The following is a 21,110-nucleotide window of genomic DNA, read 5'->3' as shown; positions in this document are numbered from 1 at the left end:
CGAAGGAACGCAGAAGCCCCGGCCGGTCAATGACCGGCCGGGGCCGCTACTGCTGTTCCTCCCGGCGGGAGGACCTCCGCTAGTTCGCGGAGATCTGGCGCAGCACGTACTGCAGGATGCCGCCGTTGCGGTAGTAGTCCGCTTCGCCCGGGGTATCGATGCGCAGGACCGCGTCGAAGGACGTGACGGAACCGTCCTCGGCCGTGGCGGTGACCTTGAGCGTCTTCGGCGTGGTGCCTTCGTTCAGGGCGGTGACGCCCTCAACCGCGTAGGTTTCCGTGCCGGTCAGGCCCAGGCTGGCAGCGTTCTGGCCGGCCGGGTACTGCAGCGGCAGGACGCCCATGCCGATCAGGTTGGAGCGGTGGATGCGCTCGTAGCTCTCGGCAACAACAGCCTTGACGCCCAGCAGTGCCGTGCCCTTGGCTGCCCAGTCACGGGACGAGCCGGAGCCGTACTCCTTGCCGGCCAGGACCACCAGCGGGGTGCCCGCGGCCTGGTAGTTCTGCGCGGCGTCGTAGACGTAGGCCTGCGGGCCGTCGGCCTGGGTGAAGTCGCGGGTGAAGCCGCCCTCGACGCCGTCCAGGAGCTGGTTCTTGATGCGGATGTTCGCGAACGTGCCGCGGATCATGACCTCGTGGTTGCCACGGCGTGAGCCGTAGGAGTTGAAGTCCTTGCGCTCCACACCGTTGGCCAGCAGGTACTGTCCGGCCGGCGTGTCCGACTTGAAAGAACCGGCCGGGGAGATGTGGTCCGTGGTGACGGAGTCGCCGAGCTTGAGCAGCACGCGGGCACCGGTGATGTCCTGGACCGGCTCCGGCTGGGCCTTCATGCCCTCGAAGTACGGGGGCTTCCGGACATACGTGGACTTTTCGTCCCAGGCGAAGGTGTCACCGGCCGGGGTGTCGAGTGCCTTCCAGCGGTCGTCGCCTTCGAAGACGCCCTCGTAGCCGCGGGCAAACATTTCCTTGTCGATCGAGGAATCAATGACCTGCTGGACCTCGACCGGGTTCGGCCAGATGTCCTTCAGGAAGACGTCGTTGCCGGCCTCGTCCTGGCCCAGGGCGTCGTTGTCGAAGTCGAAGTCCATGGAACCGGCCAGGGCGTAGGCGATGACCAGCGGCGGGGAAGCCAGGTAGTTCATCTTCACGTCCGGGTTGATCCGGCCTTCGAAGTTGCGGTTACCGGAGAGCACAGCCGTGACCGAGAGGTCGTTGGCCTGGATGGCCTCGGAGATCTCGGCGTCCAGCGGACCGGAGTTGCCGATGCACGTCGCGCAGCCGTAGCCGACGATGTAGAAGCCGAGCTTCTCCAGGTACGGGGTCAGGCCCGACTTGTTGTAGTAGTCCGTGACAACCTTGGAACCGGGAGCCACGGAAGTCTTGACCCACGGCTTGGAGGTCAGGCCCTTGTCGACGGCGTTGCGGGCCAGCAGCGCGGCAGCCAGCATCACAGACGGGTTGGACGTGTTGGTGCAGGACGTGATCGAGGCGATCGAGACTGCACCGTGGTCCAGTTCGAACTCGCGGCCGTCGGCGGTGGTGACGCTGACCTTGTTGGACGGGCGTCCGTTGGACTTCGGGCCGTGGGCGTGCGGGGCCTGGTCCGTGACGTGGCTTGCCGAGCCCGTGAAGGACGGCGAGTCGGACGCCGGGAAGCTCTCGTCGATTGCTTCGTCGACGCTTCCGCCAGCGAGGTCTTCCTTCACGTAGTTGCGCAGGTCCTCGCGGAACTGGGCCTTGGACTCGGTGAGGATGATGCGATCCTGCGGGCGCTTCGGGCCGGAGATCGACGGAACAACCGTGGACAGGTCCAGCTCGAGGTACTCGGAGAATTTGATCTCCTTGGAAGGATCGTGCCAGAGGCCCTGTTCCTTCGCGTAGGACTCGACGAGGGCGACGTTCTCTTCGGACCGGCCGGTGAGGCGCAGGTAGTCAAGGGTGACGTCGTCGATCGGGAACATCGCGGCGGTGGAGCCGAACTCGGGGCTCATGTTGCCGATGGTGGCGCGGTTGGCCAGCGGCACAGCCGCGACGCCTTCGCCGTAGAACTCCACGAACTTGCCCACTACGCCGTGCTGGCGCAGCTGCTCGGTGATGGTGAGGACGACGTCGGTGGCGGTGGCGCCGGCCGGGATGGAGCCAGTCAGCTTGAAGCCCACGACGCGCGGGATGAGCATGGAGACGGGCTGGCCGAGCATGGCGGCCTCGGCCTCGATGCCGCCAACGCCCCAGCCCAGCACGCCCAGGCCGTTGACCATGGTGGTGTGCGAGTCGGTGCCGACGCAGGTGTCCGGGTACGCCCGGACCACGCCGTCAACTTCACGGGTCATGACGGTGCGGGCCAGGTACTCGATGTTGACCTGGTGCACGATGCCGGTGCCCGGGGGGACAACCTTGAAGTCATCAAATGCCGTCTGGCCCCAGCGCAGGAACTGGTAGCGCTCACCGTTGCGCTGGTATTCAATCTCCATGTTGCGCTCCAGTGCGCCGGAGTTACCGAAGGCGTCAATCTGGACTGAGTGGTCAATGACCATTTCGGCCGGCGCCAGCGGGTTGACCCGCTTCGGGTCACCGCCGAGCTCCTTGACAGCCTCACGCATGGTGGCGAGGTCAACGACGCAGGGCACGCCGGTGAAGTCTTGCATGATCACGCGCGCCGGCGTGAACTGAATTTCGGTGTCGGGCTCGGCGCTGGGGTCCCAGCCTGCCAGTGCACGGACGTGGTCGGCCGTGATGTTGGCACCGTCCTCGGTCCTCAACAGGTTTTCAAGCAATACCTTGAGGCTGAACGGAAGGTTTTCTGCACCTTCGACGGAGTTCAACCGGAAAATTTCGTATTCGGTTCCGGCTACATTAAGTTTGCCTTTTGAACCGAAGCTGTCCACAATGCTCATCGCAGGACTCCTCTCGCAACAGTTTCATCTTTGTCGCGCCGCTGAACCCTTGCTAGTTAGGTCTGCCTAACTAATACAGGCATCAGTACATGGTTGTACGCGATGCAGGTACGGAACGCAGGGAACAGCCGTCTCACTAACAGCAGGTGTGATGGAGCGCGACGACGGACTACTACGCCCATCCTAGTAGCATCACGGTTGGGGAGTCAGTAACGCCACAGTCTCCATGTGGTGGGTGTGCGGGTAGAGGTCGAAGGCGCGCAGCGCCGCCATCCCCCAGCCGCCCTGCCGGAAATAGCCGAGGTCGCGGGCGAACGACGCCGGATCGCAGGACACATACGCGATGGCCCGGGGACCGGCGTCGATCAGCTGTTTGACCACCGCTTTGCCGGCCCCGGCACGCGGCGGATCCAGGATCAGGGCGTCAAAGTTGCGGGGTTTCTGCCGCAGCACCCGCTCCACGCGGCCCTGGACAATTTCCACGTGGGCGGCGTCGTGCAGGTTCTTGCGCGCATCGCGGCTGGTTCCCGGCGCCCCCTCCACCGACAGTACGGAGCCCGTCACGCCCACGGCATCGGCCAGGGGCGCCGTGAACAGCCCGGCCCCGGCGTAGAGGTCAGCCACCACGGAGCCAGGCGCGAGGTAACCGCCGTCGTGCAGGAAGCCGGTGACGGCCCCGACGAGCGTGTCCGGGCCGTCCCGGTGGATCTGCCAGAAGCCGTCGCCCGTGACCCGATAGTCGTGGCCGGCCGCAGATTCCTGAACATAGGTGCGGCCGCGCAGTTGCAGGACCTCGCCGGTGGTCGGGTGCAAACTGGCCACCGAGACGTCGTCGGGCAGCTGCGCCAGGATGCTGCTGAGCCGCTTGGACCTGGTCCCCGGTGCGGGCACCAGCAGCACGAGCGGCCGGGAGCCGTTCGCAGGGGCGGCGACCTCGACGCGGTCGATACCCTGCAGGTCGATATCCCAAAGCCGGAGTGCGTTGATGGCATCCACGGCCAGCGGCATCTCCCGTACGGGCAGGATGGCGTCGGAGCGATGGGCGTGCATGCCGAGCTTGCCTGCGGGGGTCACGGCGAAGGCGGCACGTGTCCGCCAGCCCAGGCCGGCCACGGCGGCATCGCCGTCCCCTGTGTCAGGTCCCGTGCGCTCCGCTGCGCTTTCCGCGGTGTGGCCCCCGGCGGCAGTGCCGACGGCTTCGACGGTGATCTGCCTTGTGGGCGAAAGGTCGACGCCGGCTAGCCGCTTAAGCTGTTCGGCCAGGACCTCGGCCTTGAGACTGCGCTGGCGTGCTAGGGAGATGTGACCAAGTTCGGCACCGCCGACCGGCGGATGACGGTGAGACCATGAACGGCCGGAGTCGGCAAGGTCCCAGAAATGCGGTACGCGGTCCGGCGACGGTTCCAGGACCTCCACCACATCGGCACGCCAGAATTTGGCGGAGGGGCCGTCGTCGGTGAGCCGGACGCGGACTTTCTCGCCGGGAATGCCGTGGCGGACGAACACGACGCGGCCCTCATGCCGGGCCACGCAGTGCCCGCCGTGGGCGACAGGCCCGACGTCGACGACGAGCTCGGTGTGGGTGTGCGTCCGGGTGTCCTGGGTCATTGGATGTCCTGCAGTTTCTTGGCTTCTTCGGATGACTTCAGCTGCCAGGGCACACTGGCCACCATGACACCGGGCTCGAAGTGCAGCCGGGTCTTGATGCGGAGGGCGGTCTGGTTATGGACCAGCTGCTCCCACCATTTGCCGACCACGTACTCCGGGATGTACACCACGATCAGGTCGCGCGGCGAATCGCGGCGCATGTTCTTGATGTACTCCATGATCGGAGTCACGGTTTCGCGGAACGGGCTGGCAAGCACGGTCAGGGGCACCGGGATTTCGAGTTTCTCCCAATCGGCGACAGTCGCCTCGGTCTCCTCCGGGCTGATGTCCACGGTGATGGCGTCCAGCCGCGACGGGCGGGAGGCCCGGGCGTAGGCGAGGGCGCGCAGCACGGGTTTGCGGACGTGGGAGACGAGCAGCACTGCGTGCACACGGGTGGGCAGGGCGCGCGGCGAGGAGTCCTCGTCCACGGCGAGTTCCTTGGCCACGTTGTCGTAGTGCGCCCGGATGCTCCACATGATCAGGAACAGCACGAACATGGCGAGCAGCGCGATCCAGGCGCCCTGCGTGAACTTGGTGATGAGGACGATCACCAGAACCAGGCCGGTCATGCCGAAGCCCACTGTATTGATGGTGCGGGACTTGATGATGCGCAGCCGGACGGCAGAGTCCTTGGACAGTTTCAGTTCCCGGCCCCAGTGCCGGATCATGCCCAGCTGGCTCATCGTGAAGGAGATGAAGACGCCCACGATGTAGAGCTGGATGAGCTTTGTGACGTCGGCGTTGAACGCGATGATCAGTACCAGGGCACCCGCCGCCAAGGCCAGAACGCCGTTGCTGAAGGCCAGCCGGTCGCCGCGGGTCCGCAGCTGGCGCGGCAGGTAGCCGTCCTGGGCAAGGATGGAGCCGAGCACCGGGAAGCCGTTGAACGCCGTGTTGGAGGCGAACACGAGGATGACGCCGGTGGCGGCCACCACGATGTAGAACGGGATGGAACCCGCGCCGAAAACGGTCTGCGCAATCTGGCTGATGGCCGGATTCTGGATGTACCCCTCCTCCAGTGGCTTGCCGTTCAGGAGGAATTCCGTGGCCGGATCCTGCACGATGTGCACCTTGGTGGCGTTGGCCAGGTAGATGATGCCGGCGAGCATGGCGGAGGCAATGACGCCGAGCAGCAGCAGCGTGGTGGCCGCGTTCTTGCTCTTGGGCTTCTTGAAGTTGGGCACGCCGTTGCTGATGGCCTCGACGCCGGTCAGGGCCGCGGCGCCGGAAGAGAAGGCGCGCAGCAGTAGGAACGCGCCGGCCAGCCCGACGAGACCCTGATCGAATTCCGGTTGCGGCACGATCGTGAAGGCCGCCGACGGCGCCTGGCCCAGCTGGCCGGTCACGGCCTGGAAGATGCCGACGGCGGTCATGCCAAGGATGGAGGCCATGAAGATGTAGGTCGGTACGGCAAAGACGCTGCCGGCTTCCCGGATGCCGCGAAGGTTCACGAGGGCCAGGATCACGACGCCGATGGTGGCAATTGCGGCCTGCTGGCCATGCAGGGAGGGGACCGCGGTGGTCAGGTAGGTCGCGGCCGATGACATGGAGACGGCCACGGTCAGCACGTAGTCAACCAGCAGCGCGGCGGCCACGGTGAGGCCCGCATACTTGCCCAGGTTCACGTTGGCGATCTCGTAGTCGCCGCCGCCGGAGGGATAGGCGTGGACGTTTTGGCGGTAGGAGGCCACGACGGTCAGGAGCACCACCATGACGGCGAGGCCCACCCACGGCGAGATAGCGACGGCGCTCACGCCGGCCAGGGCGAGGGTCAGGAGGATTTCATCCGGCGCGTAGGCCACGGAAGACAGTGCGTCCGAGGCGAAAATGGGTAGCGCGATCCGCTTCGGCAAGAGCGTGTGGGCCAGACGGTCGTTCCGGAAGGGCTTGCCTACCAGCACCCGCTTCACGGCATTGAAAATTGTCAGCACCACACAAAGCTAGTCTGATTCGGACGCGATGTCATGACGGCGAAGTCGGCGTGCGCAATGATCCGCCCGGAGGCCCGCGGCCTTGGCCTTCGTGCGTCCCGTGGCCGGTAGAGTTTTACGCAGTATCAGACGCAGAACCAAGAGGAGGCCCATGTGGCGCACTTCGTGATCATGGGTTGTGGCCGTGTCGGGGCAACCCTGGCACACACGCTCGAGGAAGCCGGCCATTCAGTGGCCATTATCGACCAAGACGACCGTGCCTTCCGCCGGCTCCGTGCGGGCTTCACCGGCCGTAAGGTCACGGGGGTCGGATTCGACCGCGAGACCCTCAAGCGGGCCGGCGTCGAGGAAGCCTACGCATTCGCGGCGGTCTCCAGCGGCGACAACTCCAACATCCTCGCCACCCGGGTAGCCCGCGAGACCTTCCACGTTCCCCACGTCGTGGCCAGGATTTACGATCCGGGCCGCGCCGAAATCTACCAGCGCCTCGGAATCCCCACGGTGGCCGCGGTCCGTTGGAGCGCCGACCAGGTGCTGCGCCGCATCCTGCCGGAACAGCACGTCGCCGGCGATTTCCGCGAGCCCTCGGGCCGCCTGGTCCTCGCCGAGGTGGACCTCAACCCCGGCTGGATCGGTCACCCGCTCGCGTCGATCGAGAAAGCGGCCGGCATCCGGGTCGCGTATCTGACCCGGTTCGGCGAGGGGACCCTGCCCGCCGCCGGCATGTCCTACCAGGACGGCGACACCGTCCACGCCATGCTGAACGTGGACCGCAGCTCCGAGGTCGGCCATATTCTCGCCAAGTCCCCCGCCAAGGAGTCCTAAGTGAAAGTCGTCATCGTCGGTGCCGGAAGTGTCGGATCCTCGATCGCCCGTGAACTGCTGGCCCACAAGCACGAAATCCTGCTGATCGATGAGAAACCGGAGGTCATCGGCCGCAGCGGACTGCGCGGCGCCCACTGGCTTGTCGGTGACGCCTGCGAGCTGAGCACGCTGCAGGACGCCAAACTCGAGGACGCCGACGTCGTGGTTTCCGCCACCGGTGACGACAAGGTCAACCTTGTAGTCTCACTGCTGGCCAAGACGGAATTCGGCGTGGGACGGACCGTCGGCCGGGTCAACAACCCGAAGAACGACTGGATGTTCGATGACTCCTGGGGTGTCGACGTGGCGGTTAACACCCCGCAACTCATGACCGCACTGGTGGAGGAAGCGGTGGAGATCGGCGACCTGGTCCGGCTGCTGACGCTCCAGACCGGGGTGTCCTCGCTGGTGGAGTTCACGGTCCCGCATGATTCCCACGTGATCGGCCTGACCGTGGGCGATGTCCAGTGGCCCGAGGACTCCACCCTGGTGGCGATCCTGCGCGACCAGGCACCCATCACGCCCAGCCGCGACGACGTGATCGACGGCGGCGACGAGTTGTTCTTCGTGACGACTATCGCGGCCGAGGACGACCTCCGCGCTCTGCTGGCACCCGAGTCCCCGCTCGATGATCAGCACCCGGTGACCTCGGACCAGCACGGCCACGTGACCCAGCCGGCCGGAGACGACGGCTTCGACGGCTGACTGGCTTTAAACCGCATTTGCGCTATCAGTTGTGGCTGTTCTCAGGACTGGGAACAGCCACAACTGATAGCGCAAGCGGTTGGTCGAGCTATTTTGTTTCGGCTTCTACGTCTGTTTCGGCCAATACCGGCGCGGGCCGGGTCAGCAGCCAGGCAATCCAGACGCCGAGGATGTAGAGCGGGGCACCCATGAGCAGCCGGGTGGTGGCGAGGGCGGCGAGGCCTTCTTCCCCCATGAAGTAGAGCGGCACCTGCACCACGAGTCGCAGGACCAGCACGGAAACAATCACCCACGTGCCGATCCCGTAAGCCTTTACCCGCTTCGGATCTTTACGCCAGTCCAGGCCCTCGTTGCGGATGAAGCCGAAGAGCAGGCCGGCGATCGGCCAGCGCACGGCGACGGAGATGGACATCGCGAGGATGTAGCCGATGTTGGTGAAGAACCCCAGGACGTAGAAGTTCTCCGCCTTTCCCGTCGAGGTGGCGAGCCAGGCGGAAAGCCCGACGCCGATGAACCCCGCCAGTGCCTGCGTCAGAGGCTTGCGCTGGACGAGCCTGGCCACGGTAAAGGCGGCGGCCACCGCCACGGAAGCGATGACGGCCAGCGACAGGTTCTCGCGGTCTATGGTGAAGGCGATCAGGAAGACGAGGCCCGGCAGGATGCTCTCCGCGATGCCCTGGATGCCGCCGGCGCTCTTAAGCACGTCAATATTGCCGTTGCTCGACCGGTGCAGGCCGGCCTTTGCCGCATAGTCGCCGGCAAGCTGGGCCACGGTCGGCTGCGAAGCAACGGGCTGGGACGCGACGGGCTGTGAGACTGTCGGCTGGGACGCGACGGGGCGGGAAATGTCCTGGTCGGTGCCGGCGGCTTCCCGTGGCTCCCGCGGGTCCGCTTCCCTGTCTTCCCGCCGGGGGGCCCGCTCGGGGTGTTCGGGCAAGGTCATTGCTCCTCCTGGCGGGACAATATTTCGTAGCGCGGATTGAAGATGGTGGGCAGTCCGTCACGGATGGTGACCATGCCCTCGAGCCGGAGTTCTGTGCCGGCGTCGACACCGGGAATCCGTCGGCGCCCCAGCCATACGACGCGCAGCCGGTCCTTGGGGCCCGCGGGCCGCTGGCGCTGCGCGCCGGGACGCACGCGGTGGGTGGACACGGTGGCAGGCAGGCTGCCGGCCGCTTCGGCACCGGCGCCGCCCTTCGCGCCGGATCCCAGGAAGCGGGAGACCGGGGCTGGCGCGTCGTGATCAATCACGATGGCGGTGAAGGCGGCCACCTGGTTGGCCGGCACGTACGTGACGGACTCGATGAAGCCGTGGCATAGCACCCGTCCGCGGTCCGGCAGGTCCCGGACCGGCACGGCGGCGGTAGCTTTCTTGCCGGCGGCTTCAGCCAATCTGGGTTATCTCCGGTCCGCGTTCAGGCTGTTCGAATTCGGGGGCTGCGTGCGGGGAGGGCGCGGCCGCCGTGTCCTTGGGAAGGCGGAGCTGCAGCAAGTCGCGCGGCGGCATGGGGTTCTCGCCGCGGACGACGACAATCTGCCGGAAGAGCCCTTCCAGCCCGGCCGCGGAGTCGCGGTCCAGTGCCGCCTCGCCGCCGAAGACGCCGCGGAGAAACCAACGCGGGCCGTCGACGCCGATGAAGCGAGCCACGCGGTAGCCCTGGCTGCCGTCCGCGCCGCCTGCAGGGAGCTTGGCCACGAGCTCGGTGCCGAAGCTGCCCTCGATCTCTTCGACCTGGCCGCCCTGGCTGCCGACCGACTGGCCGATCTGTTCACGGATTTCGTCCCACAGGCCCTCTGAACGGGGGGCAGCGAAAGCCTGAAGCTGAAGGCTCGACCCCTCCAGGTCCATCGTGACGGCTACGACCCGCTGGGTGGCCTCTTCAACTTCCAGGCGGAGCTGGAGTCCCTCCCGGGGGGTGATCAGGAGCGCACCAAGGTCCACGTAGCCGTCCTGGCCCTCGATTTCCGAGACGTCGAAGGGACCCGTGGAGGCCCGGCCCGCGGTCTTGGCTGCGTTGCCGGCAGGCTTCGTGCCGTCCACAGTCGCAGTGCCGTCAACAACAGCCTCCTGGTCCGTATCGGGCCCTGTCAGCTGTTCCTGCTTGGCTTTCTTGCCACGCCCAAAAACCATGGGGTTGTCTCCTTAGTTGTGATCCTGTGCCGCCGCGCGGCGCCATCCTGGCGCCTGCCTGCGTGGCCGCCCGCTACCCGGCAGCCGCCTGCTCAATTTTCCCTGCACCGCTGATCTTGTTGCAGCGCCGTGTGCGGCACTGCAGAATCCCGGATGACCCTCATGGCCAGGCCGGAACCTGTACTCAGGCCGGTCCGCCGAAACCGCCGGTGGAGCCGAAGCCGCCTCCGCCCCGGACCGAGCCGTCCAGTTCCTCGACGGGGAGGAACCGTGCGTACTCCACGCGTTGAATGACCATTTGTGCAATTCTATCGCCGCGCCGCAGCTCGATCGCCTCGTCCCGGTCCGTATTGAGCAGTGTCACCGCGATTTCTCCGCGGTAGCCGGCGTCGACCGTGCCGGGGGCGTTCACAACGGTCAGACCGTGCTTTGTGGCGAGGCCGGACCGGGGGTGGATGAGCGCAACGAAGCCGTCAGGGAGGGCAATGGAAACCCCGGTTGGAACCAGGCGGCGCTCCCCCGGCGCAAGGACCACGTCCTCGCGGGCGCGAAGGTCGGCGCCGGCGTCGCCCGGGTGCGCGTACGACGGCGGTTCGAGCCCGTCGTCGAGCATCTTCAGCTGTACCGTCAAGGTGGGCGTTCCATACTCTGCATCGCGGACCATTGGTGCGGCCCCGGCGACGGCGGTGTTTTCTTCAGTCACAGTCCCTCACTCTAACGCCAGCAACGAGTATCGTCCTAGCCGCCTGCGCGCCCGCGGGCTGCCAACCGGCCGCGCGTGCGGGCCGCCGGGTAGGAGCGGGGCTGGCATGGACCTCGAGCCGGGTGAAGCCGAGATGAAATAGCCCGCGAAAGATGGAAAGCTGGGCATATGCCCGAATCCAGCGCAGCTGCGCCTGCCCCCAAGAGTGCCCCGAGCGACTCCACTGTCCTGTACGCCGAGAAGCTCTGGCCGAACTTCTGGATCTGGCTTGTGTCGGCGGGGCTCTCCAGCGCCGGAATCCTCATGCTGGCGCCCATCAGCATCTGGGCCGGCATCACCGCAGCCATTGTGCTCTTCGTCGTCATCTCTGTACTTCTGGTGCTCTCCACGCCGTCGATCACCGTCACGAAGACCACCCTGAAGGTGGGCCGGGCCACGATCGAACGCGGGTTCCTGGGAAAGGCGACGGCGTTCCGGGGCAAGGAGGCGACGGCGGAACGCGGCACACGCCTTAACGGCCTGGCGTTCCTATGTATCCGCGGCTGGGTGGATCCGGTGGTCCGGATCGAGATCGAGGACCCCTCGGACCGCACCCCTTACTGGCTCACATCCACCCGCCACCCGGAGCAGCTGCTTGCCGCACTCAATTCCTGACTTGCACCGGTTGCCGGGAGCCTAGCCCTCGCAGTCCTTGCAGTACTTGAGGCCGTCCTTTTCGCGGGCAATCTGCGAACGGTGGCGGACGAGGAAGCAGGAGGCACAGGTGAATTCGTCTGCCTGGGCGGGCAGGACCCGGACCAGCAGTTCCTCCCCGGACAAGTCAGCGCCGGGAAGTTCGTAGCCTTCGGCGAGGTCGGACTCGTCTTCATCCACCACAGCGGAAGGCTTCTCCGTACGCCGCACCTTCAGAGCCTCAATGGAATCCTCACTGAGGTCTTCTTCGGTCTTGCGCGGCGCATCGTAATCAGTCGCCATTATTTGTTGCTCACACTCCGCATTCGTTCGATTCGATCGATGTGACCATTTTGCTCAATTTGATCAAATGGTTCGCCGGTCCCGGCGGCCCTCCCGGGCTTGTGGCCTCAGGCTCCCGGAGCGGTTCTCCGATGTCAACGCCGGACATGCGGTTTTTGTGCCCGGTGTCGGTCATTTTTGCTTAAGCTCCTGCCGAACACCAGAGCCCGCCGCTCCCTTCCTGCCGTTATCTTCCGCAGACCGGCCAAAACCGCCGGAAAGTCGCGGAAAATCACGGCGCGCCAGCCGTCCTAACCCGAAATGCGTCCCGCTGGTGGCAGAGTTTCGATTGTTAGTAATGCCAGGGTGGAGGATTTGTATGCAGGATCTACGGCTTGTAGGCGTCCACGACGACGGAGAGCATCTCCTGTTGAGTGGCACCGGCGGCGAGATGTTCCAGCTGCCGATCGATGAAGCACTTCGGGCGGCAGCCAGCCGGACGGCGGCCAAGGCCGCTTCCAGCGTGGCCGCGGCACCGATTGCCATGTCTCCGCGGGATATCCAGACCAGGATCCGGAACGGAGCCACCGCCACCGAAGTGGCGGAACTGTCCGGCATTCCGCTGGAAAAAGTTCAGCGCTATGAAGGGCCGGTCCTCGCCGAGCGCGAGTACATCGCCGAACAGGCGCGCAAGGTTGAGGTGGCCTCCCCCGCCCCGGGCCACGACATCTACCGCTCAGTATTCGGGGATAACCCGGCTTCGCTCAGCGACATGGTCGAGCACCGCCTGAAGGCCTACGGCGTCGAACCCTCAACTCTGGAATGGGATTCGTGGCGGCGTGCCGACGGCAGCTGGAACGTGGTGGCCCGCTTCGAGCCCAAGCCCGGCGGCCCGGCCGGGATCGGCGAGGAACCGCCGGCCATGTGGACCTTCCACCCCGCCCGGAAATCGCTGCACAACGCGAACCGCTGGGCCCAGCAGTTGAGCGAACTCGAGCCTCTCGAAGGCCCCGTTCCGACGCGCCGGCTTACCGCCGTCTCAGACCGGCCCTTTGACTTTGAAACCGACGCCGAGGCCGCAGCCCGGACGGCGACAGGCCAGCACAGCATCATCCATCAGATGCTGCTTCAGCAGGACCGGATCCATCAGGAACAGGACGCCGACGGGCTGCTGGACATGTTGCGTTCCCGCCGGGGTCACCGTATCGGGGTGGACGAGGACGCCGACGACGCCCTCGCCATGCTCCTGACCAATGGGGTCCCCGCGGCCCATCCCCGGCCCGCCGAGGTGCCCGAAATAGCCGAACTGGCGGAGCTGTCCGAGGCGTCTGAGATTTCGCAGGATGCTGAACCGGAGTCCGTCCCCGCGGCCGTTGAGTCTGACGACGTCAATCCGGATATCAGCGACCCCGGGCAGCCAGCTACTCCTTCGGCGGAGGCGGCCGCCCCGGTCGAGACCGATGCCTTCACGCGCCGCCGCGACGGCCGTCCGTCGATGCTCTCGCGTCTGACCCTGGCACCGCGCATCCCCGAAGAGGACGACGTCCTGAAGCTGCACGACGGCGTCAGCACTGAGACGCGGGAAGTCACCATCGCGGCCTCGCAACTTCGCCCGGCGGCCAAGAACCCGACTGCAAGCCCTGGACTGGACGAACTGATCGGCGGCGGAAGCTCGCGCCGGCAGCACCGCGAGTCCCAGGGCGCCACCCGGAACGACGCCGTTACGGACCAGCCGGAGCGCCAGCCGGCCAAGCCGAAAAGATCGAGTGTTCCCAGCTGGGATGAAATCGTCTTTGGGACCCGCAACGACCAGTAGGACAACCGCGGTGCTTTAGCGGCGGGGCGCTTTCTTACCGTCGGCCTTGAAGCACAGCAGCGGAACTTCCCGTTCGGCCTTGGTAAGGGACCCGTGCTGGCCTACGACTTCCAGGGCCGTGGGCCGGACCCGGCGCGTATCGTAGAGCGCCAGCGAATCCCGGGCCGCGATCATGACGTGCCCGATTCGCAGGGCTGCTTCCGCGCGCACGTCACCGAACAACCCGCCTGCGATCGCTTCCTCACGGGTGAAGGCCCAGATTCTGTCCCCGAAGCGGGACCGCCAGCTTTCCAGCAGGCGTGCGCGGGCGACGTCGTCCGTTCCGTCCTCAAGGTACAGGTGAACCATCCGCGGCTCGCCGGCGGTGTGCCGCACTCCGGCGATGAGCGCCGGATCCGCGGAATAGTCGATCCGCTGCGACTCCGGGACATCGACCATGCCGTGGTCCGCCGTGAGCAGAACGGTGGTTCCGGGCGGCAAAGTGGCGTTGAGCCGGCGCACGGTGGCATCGAGCTCCTCGAGCTGGTGTTCCCACTGCGGTGACTGGCAGCCGTAGCGGTGCCCGGCCTTGTCCAGCTCGTTGACGTAGAAGTACATCAGCGAGGGCCCGGTGCCGGCCATAGCCTCGGCAGCCGCGCCGGTGCGGGCGTGTGAGGTGATGCCGGTGACGAATCGTCCGCCGCGGAGCGCCGCCTGGGTCATGGCCGAGGTGCTGAACTGCGGGAGGCTGACCGTCGTGACATCGACGTGGTCGGCAGCCCTTTCAAAAACGGTGGGGAACGGCTGCCAGGTCTGCGGGTCGACGCCGGCGTCCCAGTTGCCGAGCATGTTCACTACCCGGTCCTGGTCGGGGTCGAGGACGTCGTAGCCGACCATGCCGTGCTGGCCGGCCGGGAGCCCGGTGCCAAAGCTCGCAAGGGACGCCGCGGTGGTGGACGGGAACGCCGAGTCCAGTGACACCGGGACGCTGCCCTGTCCCGCCTGAAGGACCGAGCGCAAGAACGGCGTGTGCGCGGTCTTTTGCTTCAGCAGGTTGCGTCCCAGACCGTCGGCCAGCACCACACAGACCCGTTGGGCCGGCGGCAGGTGCAGTTTGTTCTCGAAACCCGGGACCCCCAGGCTGGCCGCGGCACTTGTCAGGACCTCGGCGATCGAGCGGTGACCAAATGCGGGGGCCGGCGGGAGCGGGGAGGACCCGGCGGCGGCCGTCACCGGGGCAGCTTCTGGCTCACGGACGTGAGCCATGTCAGCGCTGGTGGCCGCGGCTGAGGCGGTTTCCGAACACGCCCATCCGCGGTCGGGGCGGCAGACCGGGCCCGGTGTGCGGGACCGGTGCCGCGGAGCCGGTGTTGACGGCACGAAGGGCGCGGGCGAAGAGCTTGGCATCCTGCACGGCCTGCAGGCCGTCGGCCTCGGCGCTGATCCGCAGGACGATGTCCTCCTGCGCGATGGTGCCGCTGTAGCCGTGATCGGCCTCGCACTGCGGGTCCCCGCAGCTGGCCGGCCCCATGTCCAGGCGCTGGCCGCCGGACCAGGCAATGGACAGCGTCAGCTCACGGACCGGGTCAGAGGGCTTGTAGTCCTGAGGCTGGGCGTAGACGTAGCTGAGGACCACCGAGCGGATCTGCGTCACCGGGACGGACTCGGTGGAGACTTGGGCGACGGTCTGCTCGCCGGCTTCGTCGAGCTGCTGGTCGTCAACATGAGTGATGACCAGCATGTCCTCCGTCAACACCAGGACTGTGATGTGGCGGCGGACCTCGGCGCGGTCGAAGTGCGTCTCGAGGTGCACCAGGTGTGCCACGCAATCGCGGCCGTCCAGGGCATCGGCGACAACGTCCGCCACGAGGCGCGGGTAGAACCCGGCCTGCTGGAGGGACCCTTCCAGGCTCTGGCCCTGCGCGCTGTGGTCATGGAGGCCATGGTGGTGCGCGGTCTGGCGTCCGGGGGCAGTCGCCAGGGGTTTGGGTGTTGGAGGCTGGGAGCTCATGGTCTCCATTTTCACAGATCGGCTGGGGACTTGCTAACTGCGCGGTCCGGAACAGGGGCTTCGGGGACGGGGGCGGGGGCCTAACTGCGCATTGCGCGGCGCGCGGTGTCCGTCCGTTGGGCGGCATTGGCGATCCTGACGTCGGCGGCCAGGATGGACGCGCCGTCGGGCCCGGCGAGGACGGGGTTGAAGTGCACCAGCGCGACCTCAGGATGGTTGTCCTTGAGCCGTGTAAGCCGGGCGGCAAGATCCTCCAGCGCCGCAACGTCGACGGCGGGAAGGCCCTGGTACCCGAACAGCTTCCTAGAGGCCCGGGGCGCCCGGACGAAGTCGTGGACGTCGGAGCCGGAAAGCGGCGGCACACGGTGGGCCCAGTCGTCGAGCAGGTTCACGGCGTCGCCGGCCAGGCCGAAGGAGATCACCGGCCCCAGCAACGGATCCTCGATGGCACGGAAGGTGCAGGCCTGCCCCACCGGCACCATCGTCTGCACTTCCAGGGACGGCGAGCCGTACCGTTCCAGCGATTTCCGCATCTCCAGCACGTTGCGCCGCATCGAATCGGCGTCATGGATGTCCAGCCGCACGCCTCCAAGGTCCAGCCGGTGCCGCAGGGCCGGATCCGTGGTCTTCAGCACCACCGGCCAGCCGAGACGCTCGGCCGCCGCCACGGCCTCCTCCACCGTTTCGAACCCGACAGACGGGACCACCCGGATGCCGTAGTGGCCCAGCAGCCGCGCGGCCGTGTCCTGGTCCAGCCGGACCAGCTGCTCCCCGCCCACGTTGTGCAGCAGCTGTTCCAGCTCTTCGCGGGCGGCGTCCGGGTGGCAGCCTTCGGGTTCCACGAACAGGCCTTGGTCCCGGTCCAGCCACTGGGCATAGCGCACGACGGCGGCCAGTGCCGCCACCGCCGTGCCGGGGTTGGAGTAGCAGGGTACCGGCGGAGTGAGCAGAGCCTGCTGTGGCTGCTCCGGCTCGGCGCCGACCATGCCCTCCACGTAAATGGAAGGATCAAGGATTCCGCTAAACGCGGCAACCACGGGCTTGCCGGCAGCCGCGGAACATTCCGCCAGCACGCCGGCGATTTTTTCGACAGTGAGGCCGCGCGCCGGAAGCAGCGCCACCACCACCGCGTGCACCGTGTCCGACGTCAGCGTTTCCTGCAGGCTCCGACGCAGGGCCGGCAGCGCGCGGGACATGCCGGCGTCGAGGTCGACGTCGGCAACGATCCGGTCCACGCCGAGACCCTGCCGGGCGGCACTGTCCGCCACCACCTTGCCAAGGGCACGCGAATTGCTGAAGACGGCGATGCCTGGGCCCTTCGGCAGCGGCTGGCTGGACACGATCTGGGCGACGTCCATGAGTTCTTCGATGGTCTCGACCCGGATCACGCCGGCCTGCCGCATCATGGCGTCCAGGGCTTCAGGGGGCGCCTGCGTGGTGCGGACGGCGTGCCCGGGCGGCAAGTTCAAGCCCATGGCGTCGGACTTGGCCACAATCACGGGCTTGGTCCGGGCCAGGCGTCGCGCCAGCCGGGAAAACTTGCGCGGGTTGCCGATCGATTCCAGATACAGCCCCACCGCCGTGGTGTCGGCGTCGTCCTCCCAGTACTGCATCAGGTCGTTGCCGGAGACGTCGGCGCGGTTGCCGGCGGAGAGGAAGGTCGAGATGCCCACCCTGCGGCGGCTGGAGGCGGCGTAGAGGGCTACGCCGATGGCGGCCGACTGGCTGAAGAGCCCCAGGCCGCCGCGGCGGGCCAGCGCGGGCGCCATCGAGGCGTTGAGGGACACGGCCGGATTGGTATTGACGATGCCCAGCGAGGCCGGCCCGATCACGCGCATGCCGTTGGCACGGGCCTGCCGCACGAGTTCGCGCTGGCGGGCCAGTCCGCGTTCGCCGTCGTCCGCGTACCCGGCGGTGGCGACCACGATTCCCTTCACGCCGGCGGCGCCGCATTCCTCGACGACCTTGGGGACTTCGTCATACGGGACCGCGATGATGGCGAGCTTGACCGGACCCGGCACCTCAGAGAGCCGGGCGAAGGAGAGCATGCCGGCCAGTTCCAGGGCCTCCGGGTTGATGGCATACACCGGGCCGTGGAACCCGCCTTCGATGATGTGCTCAAGCAACTGGTAGCCCACGGTTCCCCATTTGCGGCTCGCCCCGATCACGGCCACGGAGGACGGGGCCAGCAGTTCCTGGATGCTGCGGGCCTCGGCGCGGTGCTCGCGAGATTCCATCACGGCCCGGGATTTGTCCGTGGGATCGATGTTGAACTCGAGGCTGACCACGCCGTCGTCAAAGTGCCGTTTGACGTCATAGCCGGCGTCGGAGAACACCATGAGCATCTTGCGGTTTTCCGGGAGCACTTCGGCGCTGAACTTGCGGATCCCGTTTTCGCGGGCGGCGGCCGCGAGGTGTTCCAGCAGGATCGAGCCGATCCCGCGGCCCTGGTGGGCGTCGGCGATGTTGAAGGCGACCTCGGCCTCTTCCGGGTCGTTGAGCCGGTCGTAACGGCCGATGCCCAGGATCTCGCCGCCGATGGTGATCACCAGGGCAACCCGGTCTTTATAGTCCACCTCGGTGAAGCGCTTGAGTTCCTTGCCGGTCAGCCGGGACTTGAAGGCGAAGAAGCGCATATAGATGGACTTCTGGGACTGGCCCACGTGGAAGGCCTGGACCGCGTCCGCATCGGAGGGGTGGATGGGGCGCAAATGTGCTGTGCCGCCGTCGCGCAGGACAACATCGGCTTCCCAATATTCCGGATATACGCCGTCCGAGGGCTGATCCACCATAGGCTTAGCCTAGTCATAAACTTACGCAGTACCCGTTCAGCACCCCCTCAGAAGGACCCACCAGCCCCATGGCACGCCGCCAAACCACGCCCCCGGCAGGGGACGCCAGCCAAGATTCCGCAGGAACATTCGTAGAGAACATCGTCGATATTGATGTCACGTCCGAGATGGAAGGCTCGTTCCTCGAATACGCCTATTCGGTGATCTACTCGCGGGCCCTCCCGGACGCCCGCGACGGCTTGAAGCCCGTGCAGCGCCGCATCCTGTACATGATGAGCGACATGGGGCTGCGCCCGGACCGGGGCCACGTCAAGAGCGCCCGCGTCGTGGGCGAGGTCATGGGCAAGCTGCACCCCCACGGCGACGCGGCGATCTACGACGCCATGGTCCGCATGGCGCAGGACTTCTCCCTGCGGCTGCCGCTGATCGACGGACATGGCAACTTCGGCTCGCTCGACGACGGGCCGGCCGCGCCCCGCTACACGGAGGCCCGGCTGGCGGCTGCGGCCCTGACCCTCACGGACCACCTCGACGAGGACGTCGTCGATTTCGTTCCCAACTACGACAACCAACTGACCCAGCCGGACGTACTCCCGGCCGCGTTCCCCAACCTGCTGGTCAACGGCGCCACGGGCATCGCCGTCGGCATGGCAACGAACATGGCCCCGCACAACCTCGTGGAGGTCATCGCCGCCGCGCGGCACCTGATCGAAAACCCGGACGCCACGCTCGAGGACATCATGAAGTTCGTCCCCGGCCCGGACCTGCCCACGGGCGGCCGGATCGTTGGCCTGGACGGCATCCGCGACGCCTACGCCACGGGCCGAGGCTCCTTCAAGACCCGAGCCAAGGTGGAGATCGAGCAACTCTCGGCCCGCCGCACCGGCCTGGTGGTCACGGAACTGCCCTACATGGTGGGGCCCGAGAAGGTGATCGAGAAGATCAAGGACGCCGTCAACGGCAAGAAGCTCACCGGCATCAGCGACATCGTGGACCTCACGGATCGCAAGCACGGCCTGCGCCTGGTCATTGAGCTCAAGAACGGCTTCAATCCCAATGCGGTGCTCCAGCAGCTCTACCGCTACACCCCGATGGAAGACTCCTTCGGCATCAACAACGTCACGCTCGTGGACGGCCAGCCCCAGACCCTCGGGCTGCTGCAGCTGCTCTCGGTCTATGTGGACCACCGGATCAACGTTGTACGCCGCCGCACGGCCTTCCGGCTGGGCAAGAAGAAGGACCGCCTGCACCTGGTCGAGGGCCTCCTGATCGCGATCGTTGACATTGACGAGGTCATCCAGATCATCCGGTCCTCCGACGAGGTTGCCGCGGCCCGGACCCGGCTGATGTCCATCTACGACCTCACCGAGATCCAAGCCAACTACATCCTGGAACTGCGGCTGCGGCAGCTGACCAAGTACTCGCGGATCGAACTGGAGAAGGAGCAGGAGGAGCTCCGCCGGGAAATCGCCGAGCTCGAGGCCATCCTGGGCTCCCCCGCGCTGCTGCGTGGCCTCGTCTCAGACGAACTCGGCGAGATCGCGGAGAAGTACGGCACCCCGCGGCGGACAGTGCTGCTGGAATCCGAGGCCGTCTCCCCCACCGTCGCGGCCGCCGCGGGCGTCGTCACCGGGGCCAAGGGCAAGGCGGCGCCGCTGGCGCTCGAGATCGCGGACGATCCCTGCTGGGCCATCCTCACGGCGTCCGGTCAGATCGCGCGCACTTCCAACCAGGAAAGCCTGGCCGAGGCAGGCCCCCGGACCCGGCATGACGTTTTCTCCTCCGTGGTCAAGACATCAGCCCGCGGCGAGATCGCGGCCGTGACGTCGCAGGGACGCATGCTGCGCCTTCAGGTCATGGACATGCCCGTGCTCCCGCCGACGTCGGGCACTCCGAACATGGCTGGCGGTGTGCCGGCCAAGGACTTCATCACCCTCCTCAAGGGCGAGTCGCTTGTGGCTTTCGTTCCCCTGGACCAAATCCTCGCAATCGGAACCGCCCAGGGCGTAGTCAAGCGGGTGCAGCCGGACTATCCGCTGAATCGCGAGGACTGGGAAGTGATCGCGCTCAAGGACAAGGACACCGTGGTGGGTGTTACGTCGGCGGGGTCCGACGACGACGATCTCGTCTTCATCACGCGCCAGGCCCAACTGCTGCGCTTCAGTGCTTCCGCGGTCCGCCCGCAGGGCCGGACCGCAGGCGGCATGGCCGGAATCAAGCTGGCCGCCGGGGACCGCGTTCTGTTCTTCGGGACCGCCAACGCCGCCGACGCCGCCGCCGTAGTCGTGACCATCGCTGGGACCGAAGGGGCCCTGCCGGGCACCGCCCCCGGGGCTGCCAAGGTCACCGCGCTGGCCGAATACCCGGCCAAGGGCCGGGCCACGGCCGGAGTGCGGGCCCACCGCTTCCTCAAGGGCGAGGACACGCTGCTCCTCGGCTGGGCCGGCCACGGTCCCGCCAAGGCTTCCTCTTCGGCGGGCGTGGCGCGCTCCCTCCCGGGCGAGCATGGCCGCCGCGACGGTTCCGGGATCCCCTTGTCCCAGGCTATCGACGCCATTGGCCCCAGCATGGCGTGGTCCGAGGAACCGGAGGCCGGGGCCGCGCATGCGGCCTCCGCCGGGACCCCGGCTGGAACGGACGCGTAGCCGTATTCGTTCGCAGGATGCGCGCAGTTTCCGAGG

At 66.9% G+C, this 21,110-nt stretch carries 16 protein-coding genes; 5 read left to right on the top strand and 11 right to left on the bottom strand.

What is annotated here, in order from left to right; translation table 11 throughout:
- Positions 1-79: 79 nt before the first annotated feature.
- The 3 genes from ABD243_RS11680 to ABD243_RS11670 form a co-directional block, all read right to left on the bottom strand.
- A complete protein-coding gene (locus tag ABD243_RS11680; RefSeq protein WP_116768182.1) occupies positions 80-2,893 on the bottom strand; it encodes an aconitate hydratase in 2,814 nt (937 codons plus the stop codon).
- Positions 2,894-3,085: 192 nt separating this feature from the next.
- Positions 3,086-4,501 carry a class I SAM-dependent RNA methyltransferase gene (locus tag ABD243_RS11675; protein WP_344365691.1) on the bottom strand — a complete coding sequence of 472 codons (1,416 nt, stop codon included), beginning with the start codon at positions 4,499-4,501 and terminating at the stop codon, positions 3,086-3,088.
- Complete coding sequence (locus ABD243_RS11670; protein ID WP_202615915.1) at positions 4,498-6,474, bottom strand: APC family permease; 1,977 nt, start codon at positions 6,472-6,474, stop codon at positions 4,498-4,500. The genes ABD243_RS11675 and ABD243_RS11670 overlap by 4 nt, the downstream gene beginning before the upstream one ends.
- 153 nt (positions 6,475-6,627) lie before the next feature.
- Between ABD243_RS11670 and ABD243_RS11665 the strand changes: the two genes are divergently transcribed.
- Together ABD243_RS11665 and ABD243_RS11660 are read left to right on the top strand one after the other, a co-directional pair.
- Positions 6,628-7,299 (top strand): potassium channel family protein, encoded by a 672-nt coding sequence (locus tag ABD243_RS11665; protein ID WP_344365688.1) that lies wholly within the window; start codon positions 6,628-6,630, stop codon positions 7,297-7,299.
- On the top strand, positions 7,300-8,043 hold the full coding sequence (locus tag ABD243_RS11660) for a potassium channel family protein (RefSeq protein ID WP_091255690.1): 744 nt from the start codon (positions 7,300-7,302) through the stop codon (positions 8,041-8,043).
- A gap of 88 nt (positions 8,044-8,131) precedes the next feature.
- Here ABD243_RS11660 and ABD243_RS11655 read toward each other — a convergent pair whose 3' ends face one another.
- The 4 genes from ABD243_RS11655 to dut all read right to left on the bottom strand — a co-directional run bounded on the left by ABD243_RS11655 (position 8,132) and on the right by dut (position 10,838).
- Positions 8,132-8,986: a DUF3159 domain-containing protein gene (locus tag ABD243_RS11655; protein WP_344365685.1), complete on the bottom strand. Its 855-nt coding sequence runs from the start codon at positions 8,984-8,986 to the stop codon at positions 8,132-8,134.
- Positions 8,983-9,435: a hypothetical protein gene (locus tag ABD243_RS11650; RefSeq protein ID WP_344365682.1), complete on the bottom strand. Its 453-nt coding sequence runs from the start codon at positions 9,433-9,435 to the stop codon at positions 8,983-8,985. The genes ABD243_RS11655 and ABD243_RS11650 overlap by 4 nt, the downstream gene beginning before the upstream one ends.
- On the bottom strand, positions 9,428-10,174 hold the full coding sequence (locus tag ABD243_RS11645) for a DUF3710 domain-containing protein (protein ID WP_116768188.1): 747 nt from the start codon (positions 10,172-10,174) through the stop codon (positions 9,428-9,430). Before ABD243_RS11645 ends, ABD243_RS11650 begins: the two co-directional genes overlap by 8 nt.
- Positions 10,175-10,358: 184 nt before the next feature.
- Entirely contained in the window at positions 10,359-10,838 is a 480-nt protein-coding gene (dut, locus tag ABD243_RS11640) for a dUTP diphosphatase (protein WP_344365737.1), read from the bottom strand.
- Positions 10,839-11,045: 207 nt separating this feature from the next.
- On the opposite strand from dut, the gene ABD243_RS11635 reads away from it, so the two are divergent.
- Complete coding sequence (locus ABD243_RS11635) at positions 11,046-11,531, top strand: DUF3093 domain-containing protein (RefSeq protein ID WP_116768190.1); 486 nt, start codon at positions 11,046-11,048, stop codon at positions 11,529-11,531.
- A 21-nt stretch (positions 11,532-11,552) separates the two neighbouring features.
- Here the strand turns inward: ABD243_RS11635 and ABD243_RS11630 are convergent, their stop codons facing one another.
- Positions 11,553-11,852 (bottom strand): DUF4193 domain-containing protein, encoded by a 300-nt coding sequence (locus ABD243_RS11630; protein WP_091255680.1) that lies wholly within the window; start codon positions 11,850-11,852, stop codon positions 11,553-11,555.
- Between the two features lie 358 nt (positions 11,853-12,210).
- Here ABD243_RS11630 and sepH point away from each other — a divergent pair, with 358 nt between their 5' ends.
- Entirely contained in the window at positions 12,211-13,647 is a 1,437-nt protein-coding gene (gene sepH / locus ABD243_RS11625) for a septation protein SepH (RefSeq protein ID WP_344365677.1), read from the top strand.
- Positions 13,648-13,662: 15 nt separating this feature from the next.
- On the opposite strand, the gene ABD243_RS11620 is transcribed toward sepH, so the two are convergent.
- The 3 genes from ABD243_RS11620 to ABD243_RS11610 all read right to left on the bottom strand — a co-directional run bounded on the left by ABD243_RS11620 (position 13,663) and on the right by ABD243_RS11610 (position 18,429).
- The gene (locus ABD243_RS11620; RefSeq protein ID WP_344365675.1) at positions 13,663-14,892 is read right to left on the bottom strand and encodes an alkaline phosphatase family protein; all 1,230 of its coding nucleotides are present in this window, start codon (positions 14,890-14,892) and stop codon (positions 13,663-13,665) included.
- A 1-nt stretch (position 14,893) separates the two neighbouring features.
- Positions 14,894-15,637 carry a DUF5998 family protein gene (locus ABD243_RS11615; protein ID WP_091255674.1) on the bottom strand — a complete coding sequence of 248 codons (744 nt, stop codon included), beginning with the start codon at positions 15,635-15,637 and terminating at the stop codon, positions 14,894-14,896.
- An 80-nt stretch (positions 15,638-15,717) separates the two neighbouring features.
- Positions 15,718-18,429, bottom strand: a complete 2,712-nt coding sequence (locus ABD243_RS11610) for a bifunctional acetate--CoA ligase family protein/GNAT family N-acetyltransferase (protein ID WP_344365672.1) — start codon at positions 18,427-18,429, stop codon at positions 15,718-15,720.
- A 68-nt stretch (positions 18,430-18,497) separates the two neighbouring features.
- Between ABD243_RS11610 and ABD243_RS11605 the strand changes: the two genes are divergently transcribed.
- Positions 18,498-21,074, top strand: a complete 2,577-nt coding sequence (locus ABD243_RS11605; RefSeq protein ID WP_344365668.1) for a DNA gyrase/topoisomerase IV subunit A — start codon at positions 18,498-18,500, stop codon at positions 21,072-21,074.
- The last annotated feature ends 36 nt before the right edge of the window (positions 21,075-21,110 follow it).

The organism is Arthrobacter humicola, from assembly GCF_039531445.1.
Taxonomy (GTDB): domain Bacteria; phylum Actinomycetota; class Actinomycetes; order Actinomycetales; family Micrococcaceae; genus Arthrobacter; species Arthrobacter humicola.
The sequence above is the reverse complement of the archived record's forward strand: the minus strand, read 5'-3'. Positions and strand labels throughout refer to the sequence as shown.